This window comes from Yaniella halotolerans DSM 15476, from assembly GCF_000420805.1.
In the GTDB taxonomy this organism is placed as follows: domain Bacteria; phylum Actinomycetota; class Actinomycetes; order Actinomycetales; family Micrococcaceae; genus Yaniella; species Yaniella halotolerans.
On the sequence record NZ_ATVQ01000002.1, the window covers coordinates 262,629 to 279,010 of the forward strand.

Genomic DNA, 16,382 nt, shown 5'->3' on the forward strand with positions numbered 1-16,382 from the left:
CGACAGAGTCGTCTATAGGGATAAATTCTTGTGGTGACATGATGGGACGTTGCGCGGTTGTTGCAGAGTAGGTCAGATCGGATGAGCTCATATGAACCAGACTAGGCTAGATACAAGAGGATTTGGTGAAAGGAACCGGTATGCCGAGAAATACTGCCAACATGAAGATTGGTGACCGCGTGGTGGTCTATAACAATGCGGGCCACCCGCGTTTAGACGGGGTACCAACGTATGCAGAAGCACTCAATGGAGTCGGCTTTACCGGTCATCGTTGGATTTCTGCTGCCGATCGCCTGAAAGATCTGCCGCAGGACTGGTATCCGGCAATTATGCAGAAAAAACAGGTCGAGATGTTGCACCAACAGGCACCTCTTGTATTGTTTGACGTGGACTCTACCCTCATCCATGAGGAAGTTATCGAGTTACTTGCTGCGCATGCTGGCAAAGAACGTGAGGTTGCTGAAGTCACTGAACGGGCTATGCGCGGGGAAATCGATTTCGCTGAGTCCTTGCACTACCGTGTAGCAACGTTAGAGGGCTTGCCGGTGGAAGTTCTCGACGAAGTGGCGGCAGCAGCGACAATTCATGAGGGCGCCTACGAACTTGTACAAGCTGTTCACCGCACTGGCGGCTACGTGTATGCAGTTTCTGGTGGCTTCACCCACGCATTAGAACCACTAGCAACACAGCTTGGACTGGATGGTTTTGCTGCAAACACATTGGAAACGGCTGACAACAAATTGACGGGGAAAGTGACCGGTCAGGTAATCGACCGTGCAGCAAAGGCTTCGATGCTACGTCGTTGGTCAGCCGACCATAATGTTCCGTTAGAAGCGACCGTTGCCGTTGGTGATGGAGCGAATGATCTCGACATGCTTGAGCTTGCCGGTTATGGCGTTGGGTTTTGTCCGAAACCCATCGTTCGAGAACATGCAGATCTTATCGTCGAGGTCCCCACACACGATGTGCTACGCGCTGTGCTTGGACTCTGACATCCGTTTTGCGAAAAAATGAGCATTCCCACTGCTGGCTCGTGACAGCCGAGTGCAGACAGATTCGGCGCCGGACATATTGCCCGGCGCCGAATCTCAGGAGTAGCAGGAGTTATTTCCCTTCGATTTGTTCGAAATAATCTTTGGCTCCGCCAACATATTCCGTGTGACCGATTGCTAGATCGTCGCGACCAACCAAGGCAGCAATTTCTTCAGCGAACTCTTCTACGGTAAAGAGTTTTCCCGCTGCCTGTCGTCGTGACTCGATTGCATCTGGGTTGAGACGGTTGAGCAACGTGGCGGTGATGGTCCCTTCGATCATGTCTGCTGTGACGACCACAAAACCGATGCCCTTTTCTTTCAACATTGGGATGTGTTCGCGAAGTGCGATCTCACCGGCACGCTTTGATTTTGCTACGGGTTCGTATTCCGGCATGGTCGACACTTCGTCGATGAAATGTGCTTGGTGACTAGTGACAAACACGACTTGTGAGCCCGGTTCCATGACTTCAGCTGCAGCCTTCAGCATCGAGACTTGGGCGTCTCTGTTGAGTCGCATGGCATAATCTGATCCGAGGTCGGATTCCATGCCCCCAGATGCGTTGAGGATTAACGTATTGAGGCCGCCAAAGTTATCGGTAGCACCCTCGATCATGGACTTGCGTCCTTCGTCAGTGGTGATGTCGGCACCTACAGCAACAGCCTTGCCACCGGCTTCTTCGATCTGTTTGACAACTTTATTGGCACGGGGCGCTTTTTGGCGATAGTTGATGACGACGCCGGCGCCGCGTTTGGCCAGTAGTTGTGCGGTTGCGGCACCTACACCACGTGATGATCCGGTAACAATGATGCCGGTGTTTGCTAAATCTTGAGTCTGTGTCATATCTCTTTAGTGTCCCATTCCTAGACCGCCGTCAACGGGGATGACCGCGCCTGAAATATAGCTTGCTTCGTCCGAGGCCAACCAGCGAACTACGTTGGCAACTTCTTCTGGCTCTGCAAAACGACCGGCAGGGATGGCTTGCTTGTACTGTTTCTGCAGGCCTTCGTCGAGCTCTTGTGTCATTTCTGTATCAATGTAGCCCGGTGCTACGACATTAGCTGTGATGTTGCGGGAAGCTAGCTCACGAGTCAAGGAACGTGCCATGCCTACAAGGCCGGCCTTTGAGGCGGCATAGTTAATTTGGCCGGGTGATCCGTAGAGTCCAACGACTGACGAAATAAAGATGACCCGTCCCTTCTTGAGGCGGACCATGCCGCGGGTTGCACGCTTGAGGGTACGGAAAGAACCGGTCAGGTTCGTATTCACGACGTCGTCAAAATCATCTTCCGACATGCGAAGCAGTAGCTGATCCTTATTCATACCAGCGTTATTGACGAGGATTTCGACAGGACCATGTGCCTCTTCAACTTCGGTGAAGGCCTGGTCGATGGATTCCATATCGGTCACGTCGGCTTTGACGGTCAGCACTCCGTCGGGGCCCTCCCCTGAACGCGATGTGATTGCCACCTGGTCGCCGTTTGCCTGAAACGCTTGGGCGATGGCTAAACCAATCCCCCGGTTTCCTCCGGTTACCAATACACTTCGGCCTTGCGCCACAATTACTCCTCAAGATTGATAAAGACGTTTTGCCTCTACTCTAGGCCGGAAAGTGAGAGAATAGATGTTGCAACCCCAAAAACAACGAAAAAATCTGTGCCCTCAACAGACACGGTGCGAAAGGAGACTGTTTTGGAAAAGCCATCAAACACCTCCAACGCGAACTCCCGGCGAAATGCTGCACGGCGTCAGTCTAAAAAAGATAACGATCAGGTCTATCTCATAACTGGGGCTTCCGAGTCCGTCGTGGCTGATGCCAAGCGCAAGAACCGTACCTACGCCATCACCATAGGTGTGCGTATTATCTCATTATTTGTCGTGTTAGCGACAGATGGGTGGGTACAAATTGCCGTTTTTGTGACCGGCATGTTGGCACCGTGGCTCGGGGTACAGATTGCAAATAATATCCGGCAAGTTGATGGTCGATCGATAGAGGCGGTCCCTCCACAACGCGAAGCTTTGGAAGCTGCGAGAAAGCAGACAGATGATGGTGACGACACCGTAATCGTTGGTGATTTCGTAGTTGATGACCCGGACGCAAGCACGTCCTCGCCTTCCGCGGAATATGATGCCTCAAAGGCTGGTGTAGACCACAATAAGAAGGACAATGATGACACAGGGTCCTGATCTTCTCGGCAATCTTATGCAGACTGGTTCTGCATCGACCGAACCACAGGCGGCAGAATTGCAGTGCTCTCGCAAAGGGTGCAGTGCTCAGGCCGTCTGGCAGTTAGTGTGGAATAATCCCAAGGTCCACACTCCAGAACGTCGAAAAATTTGGTTAGCTTGCGACGAGCACCGGCAATTCTTAGCTGATTTTTTATCGTCCAGGTCATTCCTCCAAGAAATTCAACCGCTAACTAGGTGACATCTTCCATGACTAACGAACACCCCGCATCTTCGACGAAGCCGAAGTTGAATTTTCGGTTTTTGCTGTCTGGTGCATGGATCGGTGGATTTGTCTTTTGTATTATCTTTGCGATCGCTACGGTGTTCCTAGGCAACTGGCAGATGGACCGACGCATGGACAAACTTGATGAGATCAACACCATCGTCGATAACTATGACAAGCAGCCAGTATCGTACGCTGAGGCTTCGCACGTGTTCAGTGATTTTGACGAACAACAAAAGTGGACTCCCATTACAGTCCGGGGCGAATATTTGGACGAGGACACCCTGGTCGCACGCAACAGGCCGCGCGCCGGTCGACCAGGTTTCGAGGTTCTTGTACCGTTTAGAACGGATTCAGGCGACCGTATTCTGGTAGACCGTGGGTGGTTGCCGTTGGGAGTAGATGCGTCTGCCCCGGATTCTGTTCCAGCTCCTCCCGAAGGACAGACGGAAATTATTATTCGAGCCATGCCTGGTGAAGTGTCAGTAGATCGCGGTGCCCCGGAGGGGCAGGTAGCTTCCATTAATTTGGCAAGTATTCGTGATCAATTGGGATATGACATAGCTGATGAAGCGTATGGGCTGATGGCCGCTGAATCTCCTGCTCCTGCCGAGTCGCCACAGCAGATGCCAGAACCTCAACGAGATGAGGGGCCGCACTTATCGTATTCGATGCAATGGTTTACGTTTGGTTTGATGTCATTCGTCGTGTGGGGCTGGTTAGCATACCAGAAAGCTGTACGAAATCGTGAAGACGAGATGTATGGCGAACGTGAGGAAGATGGCTTTATCTCTGCGCACCGCGTTGAACGTGTTAAACCGGTGAAGCGCCGCAAGGGACAAATGACGGATGAGGAGATTGAAGACGCCATGCTGAATGGTTAGGAATATTTCCCAACCAAACACAAGGCATTTAGGCAAGTTCTACTAACTCGAGATACTCGTCAGACCATATATCTTCGTCAGCATCCGGCAAGATCAGGACTCGATCTGGGTCAAGTGCTTGCACCGCACCCGCATCGTGCGTCACCAAGATGATTGCGCCGACGTAACTGCGAATGGCACCCAGAATCTCCTCACGCGAAGCCGGATCCAGGTTGTTCGTCGGTTCGTCGAGTAACAAAACATTTGCCCCGGACACCACCAGTGTGGCTAACGCTAAGCGAGTTTTCTCTCCCCCAGACAGCACCCCGGCCGGCTTATATACGTCGTCGCCAGAGAAAAGGAAAGAACCCAGAACCGTTCTGGCTGTTGTGTCATCCAGGTCGGGCGCTGCTGACTTCATATTGTCGAGCACCGACTGGTTGATATCCAGTGTTTCGTGTTCCTGGGCATAGTACCCCAATTTGAGGCCGTATCCCGGATTGACCTCGCCAGAGTCTGGTTCATCGTGCCCCGCTAAGATCCGCAGTAGTGTGGTTTTTCCGGCACCGTTAAAACCAAGAATGACTACTCTTGAACCTTGGTCAATAGCTAGGTCCACTCCGGTGAAGACTTCGGTTGAACCGTAAGATTTTGACAGTCCAGATGCCGTCAGCGGTACCTTGCCACATGGCGCGGGCGTCGGGAAACGCAAATTGGCTACCTTTTCTTCGACGCGCTCCTCGGAAAGACCCGCTAGGAGACGGTCGGCGCGCTTGGCCATATTCTGTGCGGCGACAGCTTTGGTTGCTTTCGCTCGCATTTTATCGGCTTGCAAATGTAATGCGGCGGCTTTCTTTTCTGCTGAGGCGCGTTCGCGGCGTCGGCGTCGTTCATCAACCTCGCGCTGTTTCAGATAGGCCCGGTAGCCCATGGAATAGATATCAATGACCTGGCGTGTGGCGTCCAAGAAAAAGACAATGTTCACCACTTCGTCAATCAGGTCCAAGTCGTGCGAGATGATCATCAGACCACCTTCATACGTCTTGAGATATTCACGCAGCCAGATGATGGAATCTGCATCCAAGTGGTTTGTTGGCTCGTCTAAAATCATCGTGTCGGGTTTTTCGAACAGAATCCGAGCCAGTTCCACGCGGCGACGCTGTCCACCAGACAGCGTGTCGAGGGGACGATCCATGATCGAGGTTTCCAAACCAAGATTTGAAGCGATTGAGGCCGCCTCGGACTGAGCAGCGTATCCCCCAGCAGCTATGAACTCTGCTTCGGCGGCAGGATACCGGCGCATCCCGCGTTCCATAAGTTTCGGATCGCTAGAACTCATTTCTTCCTCGGCACGACGCATGCGGCGTGTCAGTTCTGCCAGTTCGCGTGCTGAAAGAATGCGGTCGCGAACGGATTGGCTGAGGTCCCCCGTGCGTGGGTCCTGAGGCAGATACCCCACTGTGCCAGAGCGCATAACCGTGCCGCTTGCGGGGATAAACTCATCCATGAGCACTTTTGTCAGTGTGGTTTTGCCAGCCCCGTTTCGTCCCACGAGTCCGATTCGATCGCCGGGATTAATGTGAAACGTGACGTCAGACAGGAGTGTCTTGGAGCCAACCACAACAGACAGCTGCTGTGCTGAAATCATGTATGTACAACCTCAAAAGAATAAGACGGGTGGGCCACCGGCTACTTTAGGTGACGGCAGGGGTATTTAGCGATTTTGTTCACTCATTGGTGGTGTATGCAGAATCCATGCCCGCTTGAATCAGACGGGCTAGTTCTTCGTGGGGTGTTGCACCTCGTTGTTGGGCACGTTTGACGATCGTGTCCGCTAGGTCCTTGTCCAGTTGCGTATGCACTGTGACGGTGTCCCTGGGCTTAGCTGAAGATTCTGGCATAGTGATCGACTCGACAGTATCTGGTTCTGTGTTGTCTAGGTTGAACCCCGGCCCCGCTGCCACCGTCGTCCCACTCTGGAATGCTTTGGCGGCAGCGTTTGCTCGGGAGTCTGCTGCTTCGTTCAAAGGGTGGCCGGAATGACCTCGAACCCATTCAAACGTGATGGTCCGTCCGGCTGCCTTTGCAGTGGTCATCAGCTCGTCGAGTCGGATCATAAGGTCCTGGTTATTCACCGGTTTACCGTCAGATTTCTTCCATCCCTTCCGTTTCCACCCGGGCATCCATTTCGTAATCGAATTGATGGCGTACTGTGAGTCGGCGAGAATACTGACGTCGTGCGTGGTGTCCTTGGTCGCCTCGAGGAATTCGAGAATAGCAGAGAGTTCGCCACGGTTATTGGTGGAGTTTTCCCACCCGCCCGCGGCCCAGTTGGAGTCGTCGATGTACCAGGCCCAGCCTGCGGGGCCTGGATTGCCGAGCGCCGAGCCGTCTACTCCAACTGTGAGCATGCTTGTTCCTCCAAATGTGGTGATGGGTCGTTTCTAGTGTAGGGGGTTAAACAATGGACCGGCCGCAAACCAAAGGTGGTTTGCGGCCGGTCCATTTAAACCGTTGAGTTTAGATGTTGAACCCAAGGGCGCGCATTTGTTCGCGTCCGTCCTCGGTAATCTTTTCGGGACCCCAAGGTGGCATCCAAACCCAATTGAGGCGCCATTCATCGACCATGGTTTCAACCGCACGGCCAACTTGGTCCTCAATCACGTCGGTGAGAGGGCAGGCAGCTGTCGTGAGTGTCATGTCTACGATGAGTGCGCCGTCCTCGGCATAGTTCAAACCGTAGAGGAGGCCGAGGTCAACGATGTTAATGCCCAGTTCAGGGTCGATAACATCTTTGAGGGCTTCCTCAATGTCTTCAAGCGGTGTTTGTGCAACAGTGTCGGTCATGGGTACCTCCTGATCCGTCTGCTTGGCACGTTATCAGAAAAAGACTTAGGCAGGTGCTTGGGTCTTCTCGTAGTTGACATAGCCTTCGTCTTCGAGACGGTCGGCTAGTTCTTCTCCACCCGAGTCGACGATCTTTCCGTCGACGAATACATGCACGTAGTCTGGCTTGATGTAGCGCAGGATGCGTGTGTAGTGGGTGATAAGCATGGAGCCCATATCATTGGTTTCCTGTGCTCGGTTAACTCCCGCGGATACGACGCGAAGCGCGTCAATATCAAGGCCGGAGTCAGTTTCGTCCAGGATGGCGAATTTTGGTTTGAAGAGTTCGAGCTGCAGGATCTCTGCGCGCTTCTTCTCACCACCGGAGAAGCCTTCATTCACGTTACGAGTGGCGAATGACGACTCCATTTCGAGGTTGTCCATGGCCGAGCGAACATCTTTGGTCCAGGTACGAATTGCTGGAGATTCGCCGTCTAGCGCGGTTTTTGCGGTCCGCAGGAAGTTAGACATGGAAACGCCTGGTACTTCTACCGGGTACTGCATGGCGAGGAAGAGGCCTGCCTGTGCACGTTCGTCAACTTCCATGTCGAGGACGTCTTCACCGTCAAGCAGGATTTCACCGCCGGTGACATTATATGACGGGTGGCCTGCGATAGCCTGGGCCAGTGTAGATTTGCCGGAGCCGTTTGGTCCCATGATGGCATGTGTTTCGCCGGACTTGATGGTCAGACTGACACCTTTGAGGATCTCTTTGTCGCCCTGTTCGGTCTCAATGCTGACGTGTAGATCTTTGATCTCAAGTGTTGACATTGTTGTTTAAGTCTCCTTGTTGCCCGCGTGGAACGGGACTTTAAGTTATGGCTACAGCTGGGGTTTAGAGCTCGAGGTCGGCGATTTCTTCTTCCATGACCTCGGTCACGGCGGCTTCGACGTCCTCGATGCCGATCTTCTGGATGATTTCGTTGAGGAAACCACGAACGATCAGCTTGCGGGCGAGCGGCTCTGGGATGCCCCGAGCCATGAGATAGAACAGTTGTTGTTCATCAAAGCGTCCCACGGAGGAAGCATGTCCTCCTGAATCAATGATTCCGGTTTCGATTTCGAGGTTCGGAATCGAATCGGCCTGGGCGCCTTCGGACAACAAGAGGTTCTCATTCTTCTCGAATGAGTTTGTGCCAGACGTGTTGCCACGGATGAGGACATCTCCAACCCAGACCGAACGAGCACCCTTGCCCTGGAGCGCGCCTTTGTAGAGCGCGTCGGAGGTGCAGTTATTGGTCGAGTGGTCGATGAAGATGCGGTGTTCCATGTGCTGTCCGGCGTCTGCGAAGTACAGGCCGTACATGTTGGTGGTGGCGCCTTCCCCAGCGAACCGAGTGATCGGTGTGAGACGAACGAGCGAACCGCCGTAGGTAATGACTACATGCTTAAACGTGGAGTCTTTACCAAGCGAGGCTTGCTGTGAACCAACGTGGATGGTCTCGTCGTCCCATGCCTGGAGCGAGGTGACATTGGCTGTCGCGCCCTCTCCGACGGCGAATTCGACGTTTTGGGAGACAACGGCTTTACCTGTCTGGTTAATGACCAGGTTGACCCTGCTGTTGGCCCCAACGGCAACATGAATGTGCTGCGCGGCAGGGTCCGTTGAATTGCCTTCTACCGAAATGGTGATGGGCTCTTCGATGTTGACGTTGTCCGCAACGGTCACAACTGTTGCTTCGCTGAATGAGTTCCAGGCGATAGCTGATGTGCGGTCGTCTGGAACCATGAAGGAACCAAGACGCTGGTCGTCACGTGCAACGGTTTCGATCGAAACACCGTCGTGTTCGGTCACGCTTACCGCTGGGGCTGCACCGGTGAGGAGTTTTTCGTCCCCTTCAGGGAGGTGCAGGTTCGCCAGCCGGTGGAGCGGCGTGAAGCGCCAGTCTTCTTCTTCACCTGTTAGGACTGGAAAGTCGGCGAGATTGAAGCTCGTCTTGCGATCAGCGCGTGAGGTGCCATACTTGGTCTCTTCATCTTCGACAGGCTGATTTTCGGCCTGCTGAACGACGAGTGTTTCGCCCTCTTCACCCATACCTGGGATGAGTAGGTCTGGTCCCTCGTCGAGTGTAGTTGCGTCAGTGTTGGCCACGCTTAGCCCACCGATCCTTCCATTTGCAGTTCAATAAGTTTGTTCAGTTCCAGAGCGTATTCCATTGGCAGGTGACGTGAAATTGGTTCAACGAACCCGCGCACGATCATTGCCATAGCTTCTTCTTCTGAAAGACCGCGGCTCATGAGGTAGAAAAGCTGCATTTCCGAAACCTTGGACACAGTCGCTTCGTGACCCAGCGTGACATCGTCTTCGCGAATATCAATGTATGGGTAGGTATCGGTACGCGAGATGGTGTCTACCAGGAGGGCGTCACACTCGGTGTTGTTCGTTGAGCCCTTGGCCCCTTCGGTGATTTGGACCAGTCCACGGTATGCGGAGCGGCCACCACCACGGGCTACGGACTTGGAAATAATGTTTGACTTAGTGTTCGGAGCCAGGTGAACCATCTTGGAACCGGTATCCTGGTACTGACCCTTGCCGGCGAAGGCCATGGTCAAGGTTTCACCCTGGGAGTGTTCACCAGTCAGATATACAGCTGGGTACTTCATGGTGACTTTTGAGCCGATGTTGCCATCAACCCACTCCATGGTTCCACCTTCTTCAACGACGGCACGCTTGGTGACGAGGTTGTAGACGTTCGTTGACCAGTTCTGGATGGTGGTGTACCGAACGCGAGCATCTTTTTTCACGATGATCTCAACAACGGCAGAGTGCAGTGAGTCGGTTTGGTAGATCGGTGCTGTACAACCCTCTACGTAGTGCACGTAGGAACCTTCATCAGCAATGATCAGGGTGCGCTCAAACTGGCCCATGTTTTCCGTGTTAATACGGAAGTATGCCTGCAGTGGGATTTCGACGTGTACGCCCTTTGGAACGTAGACGTACGATCCACCTGACCATACTGCGGTATTCAGAGCTGAGAATTTGTTGTCACCGACAGGGATGACGGAACCAAAGTACTCACGGAACATTTCTTCGTGTTCCTTGAGTCCGGTATCGGTGTCCAAAAAGATGACACCCTGACGTTCCAGTTCATCGTTGATCTGGTGGTATACAACCTCAGATTCATACTGTGCAGCAACACCTGCAACGAGGCGTTCACGCTCAGCCTCTGGAATGCCAAGACGCTCGTAGGTTTCGAGGATGTCCTCCGGCAGGTCTTCCCAGCTGGTCGCTTGACGCTCGGTTGAGCGAACGAAGTACTTGATGCGATCGAAATGGATACCGGAAAGGTCTGCACCCCAGGTCGGCATCGGTTTACGATCGAAGTACCGCAGACCCTTGAGGCGAGTCTTCAGCATCCACTCCGGCTCTTCTTTCAGCGTCGAGATGTTGCGTACAACGTCTTCATTAATACCGCGTTGTGCGTTCTCGCCGGCTTCGTCCGGGTCATGCCAGCCGAATTCGTATGCACCGATGCCTTCCAGTTCTGGGTTTGCATCCAGAACATCTTGGATCACACCGGGATCGGCGGTTTCTTGACTGATTTGATCCGTCATTATCAACCTCTTTTATAAACGGGGCGTGGTTTGTGCCCATCGAGCTCCAGCGTGCTGGAGTCTCTCGATGAATATTTTGTTTGTAGTTCGCTAGTTCTTAGATCCGCTTGCTGCTATGAGTGATGCGTGCGCAGCCCGTCCCAATGGTACGTGTGTGTTGCACACGTGGCCACCGGTGGGCATCGTCGATAGTCGTCGGACGTCTACTTGTAGTAAACGCGCAAATAGGTCAGTTTCTTCCTCACAGAATTGCGGAAACTCTCCGGCAAGTTCTTGAATCGGGCAGTGGCCCTGGCAAATCTGAGCTGCGCGAAGTGTCGTTACTTTAGCCGCGCGACCAGCCCGACGGGTCGTTGCGGCAAAACCTAGATCGGCAAGTACAGCCGTCAAGGTCTGAATCCGGTCATTCAGCATGGCATCTTGTGGCAGCTGTTGATAAAAGCGTGTTTCGATGTCTGCGAAGTATTTGCGGGCGAACCCCCGCAGTGCTTCCTGACCACCCAGTTCTACGAGTGTAGACATTGCTTCGGAAGCAACGCCCAAATAATCGTCGCCAAGTTCCACCTGTCCCTGATGGGTCACGACGTAGCGTCGAGATGGACGACCTGCCCCACGCTGCGACCCCGAGACAGCTTTGACCTCTACCAGACCCTCTTCTTCTAGAGTGTCGAGGTGGCGACGTACGGCAGCTGCGGTCAAGTCAAGTTCTTTGCCAATGGTCGCTGCGCTCACCGGTCCCTGGGACAGGACGGCATGCATGACCTTTTCGCGGGTCGTATGCGATGATCCGTTACCGGCCGTTGGGCCGTCCGATGGGGCGTCTGCGAAATTAGTAACCATTGTATGTCCTAATTATAGACGAGATCTTGGGTTTGGCCACCCGGCGAGTTGTATTACTGGTCATAGTCGCTGTGATTTTGCTGACGGCCAATGTCAGCCGTCGCGGTATGGTCAGTGCACCGGTGATCTGTGGATAGACTAAGGGCCGTGTTTACAGTCATTATTTGCTCGAGCTTTGTGAGTTCATAGTTCATGCTGTCGTTAACGAATGTTCATCGCGATGTCCCAACACGTAGCGGTCGCTTTCAGATCCTCAAAGGCGTGAGCTTCGAAGCCAAGGTTGGTGAGGTTACCGCGCTATTAGGGCCTAATGGCGCTGGTAAAACAACCACCCTGTCAATTGCGCAAGGCATTGATAAGGCAAGCTCCGGAACCGTAAGACTCTTGGGTGCTAACCCATACCGAGCGGGCGCGGGTCTACGGAGCCAAGTCGGGGTCATGCTGCAAGAAGGCGGTCTGCCCATGGCCGTCACAGGTGAGCGACTCCTCCATCATTTGACCAGGCTGTATCAAGCCCCGGCCGACATTGAGGCTTTGATGGATCGTTTGCAGATCCATGAGTTCAAGAATCGCCAGATTCGGAGACTCTCGGGAGGCCAGCGGCAGCGGCTAGGAATGGCCGCAGCACTTGTTGGCCGGCCCCGCGTTGTCTTCCTCGATGAACCGTCAGCTGGTCTGGACCCTGCATCACGCCTCATTGTCTTTGAACTTATCGAAGAGCTCAAGGCGTCTGGCGTGTGCATCATATTGACGACGCACCTCCTGGAGGACGCGCAACGCCTGGCCGATCATGTTGTCCTCATCCGTGAAGGCCTTGTTGAGGCGGCGGGTAGCGTTGAAGAATTGACTGCCACAGAGCTTCGTCCACCATTGACATTCCGAACGTCACGGTCACTTACCGAAGAACAGCGGGCCGATTTTCCCGCGCACCTGACACTGTTGCAGGGTTCTTCCTCTGCGAAGTTTGGCGTCTGGCGCGTCACCGGCGTACAAGGACCGGCTGACCTCCATGCTGTGACTGGTTGGTGGTTACGCCACGATTTAATGCCCACCGACATGGGATTGTCCGGAAAATCCCTCGAGGACGTATTTTGGGAGCTTACGACACATGACAAGGCTTGATCTCACTCCGGTCGAAGCACCGCATTCCTCTTCCCTGCTTTCCAAGGTTATAGCGCAAGGACGGTACGAAACACGTATCACCATGACGAATGGTGAACAGCTACTCGTATCAATCATCCTTCCTCTCCTGGCGCTAACCGGACTGTTCGTCACTGGGCTCTTCGACACCGCTGATGGACCTTCAACCATCGATATAGCGACACCCGGGGTCTTAGCGCTATCGGTGTTATCCTCCGGCCTGACCGGCCAGGGGATTGCCACGGGATTTGATCGTAGATATGGCGTCCTACAATACTTGGCGACTACTCCCCTAGGGCCTATCGGCTTGCTGATGGGCAAAGTGCTCGCTGTGCTGATGGTACAAGTGACGCAGGTGGTAGTGCTTGGCGGCGCTGCAGTGTTAATGGGCTGGAGCCCTCATCTTGCTGGACTGGGGATCGCGGCATTGTTCATCGTGCTCGGAGCAATGGCCTTTACTGGTCTGGGGTTGTTTATCGCCGGCACAGTTCGACCGGAAGCAACTCTCGCGCTGACCAACCTTCTATGGGTCATTCTCGGCGCAGTAGGAGGCGTCGTCTTTCCAGTAGCTGATTTCGCGGGCAGCGTTGTTATTGAGTTTCTACCCTCTGCTGCCCTTGGAAATGGGCTGAGATCTGCGCTGATAGATGGAAGTTTTGACGCCACCGCATTTGTCATCTTGACTCTTTGGGGAATCATTTTAAGCGTGGGCACTATACGCTGGTTTAAGTGGCGTTAACACAACACCGCGTCATGGATGCTCACTCGGCACCTGACAATTCAAATAGAGGATACTTTCATGACAACTGCAGGCGACCAGGCGACTCGTCGGTGGTCCGATGCTCTGATGCCTCGCACCTTCACGCTGTGGACCATGGTGCTGGCTGTAGCTTCCGTCGTATCGCAAGCCGGGATCATCGTAACGGGTGGGGCAGTTCGGCTAACTGCCTCTGGACTGGGCTGCTCTGAATGGCCCCGCTGTACACCTGAGTCGTATGTGACGACCCCGGAGATGGGCATTAACGGTGCTATCGAATTTGGTAACCGTCTCTTGACGTTTGTTCTCGCTGCGATCGCGGTCCTGATGATTTTAGCGCTTTGGCGGCTTCGCAAGACACATGGCAAGCTCTTTGGAATGTCTCTAGTGCTCGCGCTGGTCATTCCGGCACAGGCCCTTATCGGTGGTATCACCGTTTGGACAGACCTCAACCCATGGGTTGTCATGCTGCATTTCCTAGTTTCAGCCTTGATGGTTTCGATCGCCACACTCCTTGCGTATCGGGTCGGTGTTGAACGTCGTGCACGCCTAACGAACACCCATGATCGCAAGATCCAAGATGGTGTCACGACGCCGTTGACACGGATTTCTTCGATCACCATCTACATCGCCGGTTGGTTCACATTAGTTATGGGGACCATTGTTACTGGCTCCGGTCCGCATGGCGGAGATCCAGCTGCACCTCGGCACGAGTTTGATCAACTGCTGGTCACCCGTATGCACGCCGCACCGGTATATCTCATGGTTGCGCTGACGGTGGTTCTGTTGGTCGTGATGTATCGGCTCCAAACATCGGTGCGTCAGCGTCGTGCAGTATGGTCTTTGGCGGCAGTGTTGGTTTTCCAAGCCGTCGTTGGTTTCTACCAGCATTTCAATGATTTACCAATTGGCGTTGTATGGATGCACATGTTTGGTATTGGACTCGTCACGTGGGCCATGACCGTCGTGCTGGACGTGTTCAATTCCAAGTATGAATCTATGCCAACCCAGTACGAAGTAGCTCAAAAAGAGGAACCAGAAACGCTCATCCACGCCTAAGTACTATTTGGGCAAACAAGAACCGCCATCCTGAAGAAGATTCAAGATGGCGGTTCTTTTGTGCTTAGAAACAAGGCAGAAATCTTACTGCCCTAGTCCGTCGGACGGTGCCGAGTCATCGTCAGCGTCTTCAACAGGCTCCTCTTGTTGATTGGCGTCCGTGACGACTTCCTCATACCAAAGATCGGAAATACGTCCGGTGTCATCGACCTGTACATGTAGATCTAACGGAGCAGAGGTGAGGTCTGGAGCCAACCGGGTGACGCCGTAGTTCTCTTCTGGTTCCGTATATTCAGCTGGAACGAAAGGCAAAGACGGTCGGAGTTCGGAATTGATCGTCCCTACCAGAGAATCGACGGGGATTTCTTCACTCATCTCAGGTGAAACGAGTGGATACCAGTCTTGTTTATTGATCGATCGAGTGCCATTGATTTCGTTGACGATCCACTCGGACATGTTGCCAACTTCGGTATCTGGGAAACTGATTTCCTCAACGTGGGTTGGCGCAGACCCGCGGTCAGGCAGTGTGTCAGCGATCTCCGGGTCGGCAACACAGCCTGTGAGAGACAGCGTGACAGCGGTGAAGGTCGTGAGAAGTATGGTGCGTGTTTTTGAAAGTTGCATAGTTAGGGCGCAGTAACCATTTCACCCATCAGCGGTGAGCCGACGAATGGATCCACGGCTAGCGCAACAAAGATCAGGGTGAGATAGGTAATCGAAAGGTGAAAGACTCGCATTGCTTTCTTATCGGTGAAATCCGGACGTTGCGAGTCGCGGTAAAGCTTGTGTGCCTCATAAATGAACCAACCGCCCGAAACGGCTGCGGTGGCGGTGTAAACAACGCCAGCCCATCCCATCGGAACAAGCAGTAGTGAGAAAATCACCGTCGCCCAGGTATAGAGAACGACCTGTGACGAGACCCGACGAGATGTGGCAATCGCACCCAACATGGGGACGTCGACTTCTTGATAATCCTCTTTATACTTCAAGGACAGTGGCCAGTAGTGCGGTGGAGTCCACAGGAAGATAACCACAAACAGAACTACAGCGGGCCATTCGATGGTGCCTCGAACGGCAGCCCAAGCGATCAACACTGGGAAGGCCCCAGCGAGTCCTCCCCAGATAATATTTTGCTGGGTACGACGTTTTAGGATCAAGGAGTAAATGACCACATAAAAGAAGATGGCGGCAATGCCAAAGGCTGTTGCAAGCCAGTTGGTGCCGAGTGCCAAGAGACCGATCGAGGCAACCGTCAGGACCCATGAGAAGATCAAAGCTTCCCGGGGTGTAACTTCTCCGGTAACCAACGGACGGTTTTTGGTCCGCTCCATGTACTGATCGATATCACGGTCGATGTAACAGTTAAACGAGCTCGAAGCCCCTGCGGCAAGCGCTCCGCCGAGCATGGTGGCAAACACGGTCCAAAGTTCGGGCCAACCACGTTCTGCAAGAATCATGGTTGGAAGCGTGGTGACCAACAACAATTCCATGACACGCGGCTTGGTGAGCGAAATATACGCTTTTGCCTTGCGTCGAAATCCGATCTTCTGTCGAGTCGACTCCGGTGCAATGGCGGGCGTAGTACCCTGAGTGGCGGCGGACTCTAACGATGTTGACATCAATACTCTCGAGTTCTAAGTAACAAGTAAGTAAATCTTTGGAAACCGAATCGTGTCGGCACTCCTCTATCTAGTGTAGCTGTTGTGTATTGCCCTGCGTGCAAATCTTGGCGTATGGAAGCGTTTGCCCGGTAAGCTTAGAATGAGTCTCTGCAACATCACGGTAAAGAACTCAAACT

17 protein-coding genes are annotated in these 16,382 nt (G+C 53.5%); 6 read left to right on the forward strand and 11 right to left on the reverse strand.

What is annotated here, in order from left to right:
- Positions 1-140 precede the first annotated feature (140 nt).
- Positions 141-992, forward strand: a complete 852-nt coding sequence (gene serB / locus G583_RS15250) for a phosphoserine phosphatase SerB (RefSeq protein WP_022870807.1) — start codon at positions 141-143, stop codon at positions 990-992.
- 112 nt (positions 993-1,104) lie between these two features.
- Here the strand turns inward: serB and G583_RS0108755 are convergent, their stop codons facing one another.
- Together G583_RS0108755 and G583_RS0108760 are read right to left on the reverse strand one after the other, a co-directional pair.
- A complete protein-coding gene (locus tag G583_RS0108755; protein ID WP_022870808.1) occupies positions 1,105-1,875 on the reverse strand; it encodes an SDR family oxidoreductase in 771 nt (256 codons plus the stop codon).
- Positions 1,876-1,881: 6 nt separating this feature from the next.
- The gene (locus G583_RS0108760; protein WP_022870809.1) at positions 1,882-2,592 is read right to left on the reverse strand and encodes a beta-ketoacyl-ACP reductase; all 711 of its coding nucleotides are present in this window, start codon (positions 2,590-2,592) and stop codon (positions 1,882-1,884) included.
- A 132-nt stretch (positions 2,593-2,724) separates the two neighbouring features.
- Between G583_RS0108760 and G583_RS0108765 the strand changes: the two genes are divergently transcribed.
- Positions 2,725-3,219, forward strand: a complete 495-nt coding sequence (locus tag G583_RS0108765; protein ID WP_022870810.1) for a DUF3099 domain-containing protein — start codon at positions 2,725-2,727, stop codon at positions 3,217-3,219.
- Between the two features lie 249 nt (positions 3,220-3,468).
- The gene (locus tag G583_RS0108770) at positions 3,469-4,368 is read left to right on the forward strand and encodes an SURF1 family cytochrome oxidase biogenesis protein (RefSeq protein WP_022870811.1); all 900 of its coding nucleotides are present in this window, start codon (positions 3,469-3,471) and stop codon (positions 4,366-4,368) included.
- A 28-nt stretch (positions 4,369-4,396) separates the two neighbouring features.
- On the opposite strand, the gene G583_RS0108775 is transcribed toward G583_RS0108770, so the two are convergent.
- From G583_RS0108775 to G583_RS15255, 7 genes are all read right to left on the reverse strand, one after another.
- Entirely contained in the window at positions 4,397-5,995 is a 1,599-nt protein-coding gene (locus G583_RS0108775) for an ABC-F family ATP-binding cassette domain-containing protein (protein ID WP_022870812.1), read from the reverse strand.
- Positions 5,996-6,074: 79 nt separating this feature from the next.
- Positions 6,075-6,758 carry a ribonuclease H family protein gene (locus G583_RS0108780; protein WP_022870813.1) on the reverse strand — a complete coding sequence of 228 codons (684 nt, stop codon included), beginning with the start codon at positions 6,756-6,758 and terminating at the stop codon, positions 6,075-6,077.
- Positions 6,759-6,867: 109 nt separating this feature from the next.
- Positions 6,868-7,194: a metal-sulfur cluster assembly factor gene (locus tag G583_RS0108785; protein WP_022870814.1), complete on the reverse strand. Its 327-nt coding sequence runs from the start codon at positions 7,192-7,194 to the stop codon at positions 6,868-6,870.
- A gap of 45 nt (positions 7,195-7,239) precedes the next feature.
- Entirely contained in the window at positions 7,240-8,004 is a 765-nt protein-coding gene (gene sufC, locus G583_RS0108790) for a Fe-S cluster assembly ATPase SufC (protein ID WP_022870815.1), read from the reverse strand.
- A 64-nt stretch (positions 8,005-8,068) separates the two neighbouring features.
- Positions 8,069-9,268, reverse strand: coding sequence for a Fe-S cluster assembly protein SufD (gene sufD / locus G583_RS0108795; protein ID WP_051129694.1), 1,200 nt, complete (start codon positions 9,266-9,268; stop codon positions 8,069-8,071).
- 59 nt (positions 9,269-9,327) lie between these two features.
- On the reverse strand, positions 9,328-10,788 hold the full coding sequence (gene sufB, locus G583_RS0108800; protein WP_022870817.1) for a Fe-S cluster assembly protein SufB: 1,461 nt from the start codon (positions 10,786-10,788) through the stop codon (positions 9,328-9,330).
- Between the two features lie 90 nt (positions 10,789-10,878).
- Positions 10,879-11,628, reverse strand: coding sequence for a helix-turn-helix transcriptional regulator (locus G583_RS15255; protein ID WP_022870818.1), 750 nt, complete (start codon positions 11,626-11,628; stop codon positions 10,879-10,881).
- A gap of 261 nt (positions 11,629-11,889) precedes the next feature.
- Here G583_RS15255 and G583_RS0108810 point away from each other — a divergent pair, with 261 nt between their 5' ends.
- The 3 genes from G583_RS0108810 to G583_RS15260 are packed head-to-tail and all read left to right on the forward strand — an operon-like array spanning position 11,890 to position 14,584.
- Positions 11,890-12,750 (forward strand): ABC transporter ATP-binding protein, encoded by an 861-nt coding sequence (locus G583_RS0108810; protein ID WP_245540608.1) that lies wholly within the window; start codon positions 11,890-11,892, stop codon positions 12,748-12,750.
- Entirely contained in the window at positions 12,737-13,507 is a 771-nt protein-coding gene (locus tag G583_RS0108815) for an ABC transporter permease (RefSeq protein ID WP_022870820.1), read from the forward strand. The genes G583_RS0108810 and G583_RS0108815 overlap by 14 nt, the downstream gene beginning before the upstream one ends.
- 60 nt (positions 13,508-13,567) lie before the next feature.
- Positions 13,568-14,584: a COX15/CtaA family protein gene (locus tag G583_RS15260; protein ID WP_022870821.1), complete on the forward strand. Its 1,017-nt coding sequence runs from the start codon at positions 13,568-13,570 to the stop codon at positions 14,582-14,584.
- A gap of 84 nt (positions 14,585-14,668) precedes the next feature.
- Here the strand turns inward: G583_RS15260 and G583_RS0108825 are convergent, their stop codons facing one another.
- Together G583_RS0108825 and G583_RS0108830 are read right to left on the reverse strand one after the other, a co-directional pair.
- Positions 14,669-15,208 carry a Cpe/LpqF family protein gene (locus G583_RS0108825; protein ID WP_022870822.1) on the reverse strand — a complete coding sequence of 180 codons (540 nt, stop codon included), beginning with the start codon at positions 15,206-15,208 and terminating at the stop codon, positions 14,669-14,671.
- 2 nt (positions 15,209-15,210) lie between these two features.
- On the reverse strand, positions 15,211-16,203 hold the full coding sequence (locus tag G583_RS0108830) for a heme o synthase (protein ID WP_022870823.1): 993 nt from the start codon (positions 16,201-16,203) through the stop codon (positions 15,211-15,213).
- Positions 16,204-16,382 lie beyond the last annotated feature (179 nt).